This window comes from Streptomyces sp. UH6, from assembly GCF_013421635.1.
Taxonomy (GTDB): domain Bacteria; phylum Actinomycetota; class Actinomycetes; order Streptomycetales; family Streptomycetaceae; genus Streptomyces; species Streptomyces abyssomicinicus.
The window spans coordinates 1-2,917 of sequence record NZ_JACADT010000718.1; the positions used below are offsets into that span (position 1 = coordinate 1).

Sequence of the window (2,917 nt, forward strand, 5' to 3'; positions counted from 1 at the left end):
CACCGGGTCGCGCCCGACGACCGTCCAGACGCCCTCGCCCTCGACGACGAAGCGGAAGGCGTGCTGGGTGTGCCGGTGCTCCGGGGCGTCCTCGCCGGGCATCAGGTACTGGATGGCGGCCCACAGGGTGGGCGTGGCGAAGGGGCGGCCGCCGAGGGAGGGGTTGGCCAGGGCGATGGCCCGGCGCTCGCCGCCGCGGCCGACCGGGACCAGGTCGCCGGCCTGCGCGGCCAGTTCCCGCAGACGCGTCCACCGCCACAGGTGCGGCACGGCGCGCGAGCGCGGGTGGGCGGGCATCAGGTCGCCGATCTCGGTCCACAGCGGGACGAGCAGCTGCTGTTCGAAGCCCCGGTACAGATCCTCGAGTGCCGGGGTGACCTCGGGCTGTCCCTCGGCGGAGACGGCCTGGAGCCGGACCGGGGAGTCCTGGGCGGTGTCTGGGGCGGTGGAGGGCTGAGTCACAGTGATCAGACTGCGTCGTGTCTGGAGTGAGAACATGAAGATTCTGGAGAGCAGAATTCGGAGACCGCGCCATGGACAAGCCGCTCAAGAATCCCCCGCCCTACCCCATCGCCAGCGTGGACCACGCGCTGCGGGCGGCGACCATCCTCCAGATGGAGGGCGGCGCGACGGTGTCGCAGATCGCCGAACGCCTGGGCGTGGCCCGGTCCACCGCCCACCGGGTGCTGGCGATGCTCGTCTACCGGGACTTCGCGGTGCACGGCGAGGACCGCGTCTACCGGGCCGGCCCGGTGCTGGAACTCGCCGCGCACTCGCAGTCCCTCGCGTCCCGGCTGCGCGCGGCGGCCCTGCCCCACCTGCACCGGCTGGCGGACCTGCTGGACGAGACGGTGAACCTGACGGTGCGCACCGGGGACACCACCCGGTTCGTCGCCAGCGTCGAGTCCCGGCAGGCGCTGCGGGTGGGCTCCCGTGAGGGCATGGTCTTCCCCGCCCACCGCACGACGGCCGGGCTGCTGCTGCTCGCCGACCTCACCGACGAGGAACTCGAGGAGGTCTACACCCCCGAGCGGTACCGGGACCGCCCGGCGGACCGGCCGGACCTGGCGCGGCTGCGCACGGAGCTGCGACGTCTGCGCCGCAACGGCTTCGCCGTCAACAAGGAGCGGTCCGAGCGCGGCCTGGTGGCCGTCGGTGTGCCGGTGCGCGACCGTGACGGCGCCGCGCTGGCGGGGCTGTCGGTGTCGATGCCCAGCGTGCGCTACGACCCGCACCGGCTGCGCTCCCTGGTCGCCACCCTGGAGACGTCCGCGCACGCGCTGGAGACGGACCTGACCGTCGCGCGGTAGCCCCGCCCGCCTCACGGGCGGACTTGCCTTACATCGGAGTAGTTCACCTTAGATTCCGAACATTTCATTGACGCGACGTAAAGCGAATGTCATTCTCCCGGCATCACGCAGCCGCGACGCGCAGATCCCTGCCCCCACCGCGTCCGCGGAGCCGCGTCCTTCCACGCTCTTCGGCTCCCGCCATCGGGATGCCCTTCTTTCCCAGCCAGGGAGAACAGCAATGACGCTCAACAACGGGACCGCCGCGTCCCAGGGCCCAACCGCGGGGGCCGCCCGGAAGCCGGGCTACGCGGGAACACTGGCTGCCGCCTGCGGTGCGGTCTTCGTGGCCCAGGTCGCCAACGCGCTGCCGGCCTCGCTCAACGGTCTCTTCCAGCAGGACCTGCACACCCACGGGTCCCAGCTCACCTGGATCACTGCGGCCTTCATGATCGCCGTGGTCTGCTTCGAGTTCACCTTCGGCGTCCTCGGCGACCTCTTCGGACGGCGCAGGCTCGTCGTGGCCGGTACCGCCCTGGTCGCCGTGGGCAGCACCGTGGCCGCGCTGGCGCCCGACGTCCGGACGCTGTGGGTGGGCGCCGCCGTGAACGGCCTGGGGGCCGGCGCCATGTTCCCCGGCTCGCTCACCGCCGCCACCGCGGTCACCCGCACCGCGCGGGAACGGTCGCAGGCGGTGGCCCTGTGGAGCGGCTTCCTGTCCGCCGGCGCGGCCCTCTCGCCGCTGCTGGGCGGCATGTTCGCCGAGGTGGGGTCCTGGCGCGGCTCCTTCTGGGTGCTCGTCGGCCTCGCCCTGGTCAGCATGGTGCTCACCGCGACGCTGGCCACGGAGTCCAGGGAGCCCGAGGGCCGCAAGCTCGACGTGGCCGGTCAGATCACCTTCGCGCTCGGCCTGATCCTGGTGCTGTTCGGCCTGGTCGAGGGGCCCGAGTCCGGCTGGACGACCCTGCCGGTGGTGCTCTCCCTCGCCCTCGGCCTCTGCTTCCTGGCCGGGTTCGTCGTGGTGGAACTGGGTGCGCAATCCCCGATCTTCGACCTGCGGCTGTTCCGCAACCGGGCCTTCGCCGTCTCGTCCGTGGTGGCGGTCGTCGGCATGCTCGCCTTCCTCGGGGCCTGCTTCACGACGAGCATGTGGCTCGGCCCGGTGCAGCACCAGGACCCGCTCCGCGTCGCGGTGCCGTTCCTGCTCCTGCAGGGTCCCGCCTTCGTGCTGGTCCCGGTGGTCTCGCGTCTCCTCCACCGGGTTCCGGCCGCCTGGCTGCTGACGTCCGGCTTCGCCGCGATGGCGGTCGGCTGCCTGCTGGGCGCCCGGCTCGACGTCCACGACCCGGGGCTCGGCCCGTTCGTCGCGCCCACCCTGCTGATCGGCGTCGGTTTCGCCCTGACCGTCAGTTCGGTGACCGCCGTGGCGCTCGACAGCGTGCCGCGGAAGCTCGCGGGCATGGCCAGCGCCACCACCAACATGCTGCGCGACCTGGGCTTCGCCCTCGGTCCCGTGGTCGTCGGCGCGGTCGCCCTCAGCGGCGCGGGGTCCGCGTTCGCGGCGAGCCTGGCCGGCGCTGACCTGCCCGTCCACCAGCTGGCCGCGGCCCGGGAGATCGGCGAGGCGC

General features: G+C 72.9%; 3 protein-coding genes. 2 read left to right on the forward strand and 1 reads right to left on the reverse strand.

All coding sequences use genetic code 11. The annotated features are described in order from the left end of the window. Positions 1-462 (reverse strand): cupin domain-containing protein (locus HW445_RS24775; RefSeq protein WP_180223153.1); only part of this gene is annotated, 462 nt, incomplete at its 3' end. Positions 463-533: 71 nt separating this feature from the next. On the opposite strand from HW445_RS24775, the gene HW445_RS24780 reads away from it, so the two are divergent. Together HW445_RS24780 and HW445_RS24785 are read left to right on the forward strand one after the other, a co-directional pair. After that, on the forward strand, positions 534-1,310 hold the full coding sequence (locus HW445_RS24780) for an IclR family transcriptional regulator (RefSeq protein ID WP_180223154.1): 777 nt from the start codon (positions 534-536) through the stop codon (positions 1,308-1,310). Between the two features lie 220 nt (positions 1,311-1,530). Beyond that, positions 1,531-2,917, forward strand: a 1,387-nt coding sequence (locus tag HW445_RS24785; RefSeq protein WP_180223155.1) for an MFS transporter, incomplete at its 3' end; no start/stop codon positions are given.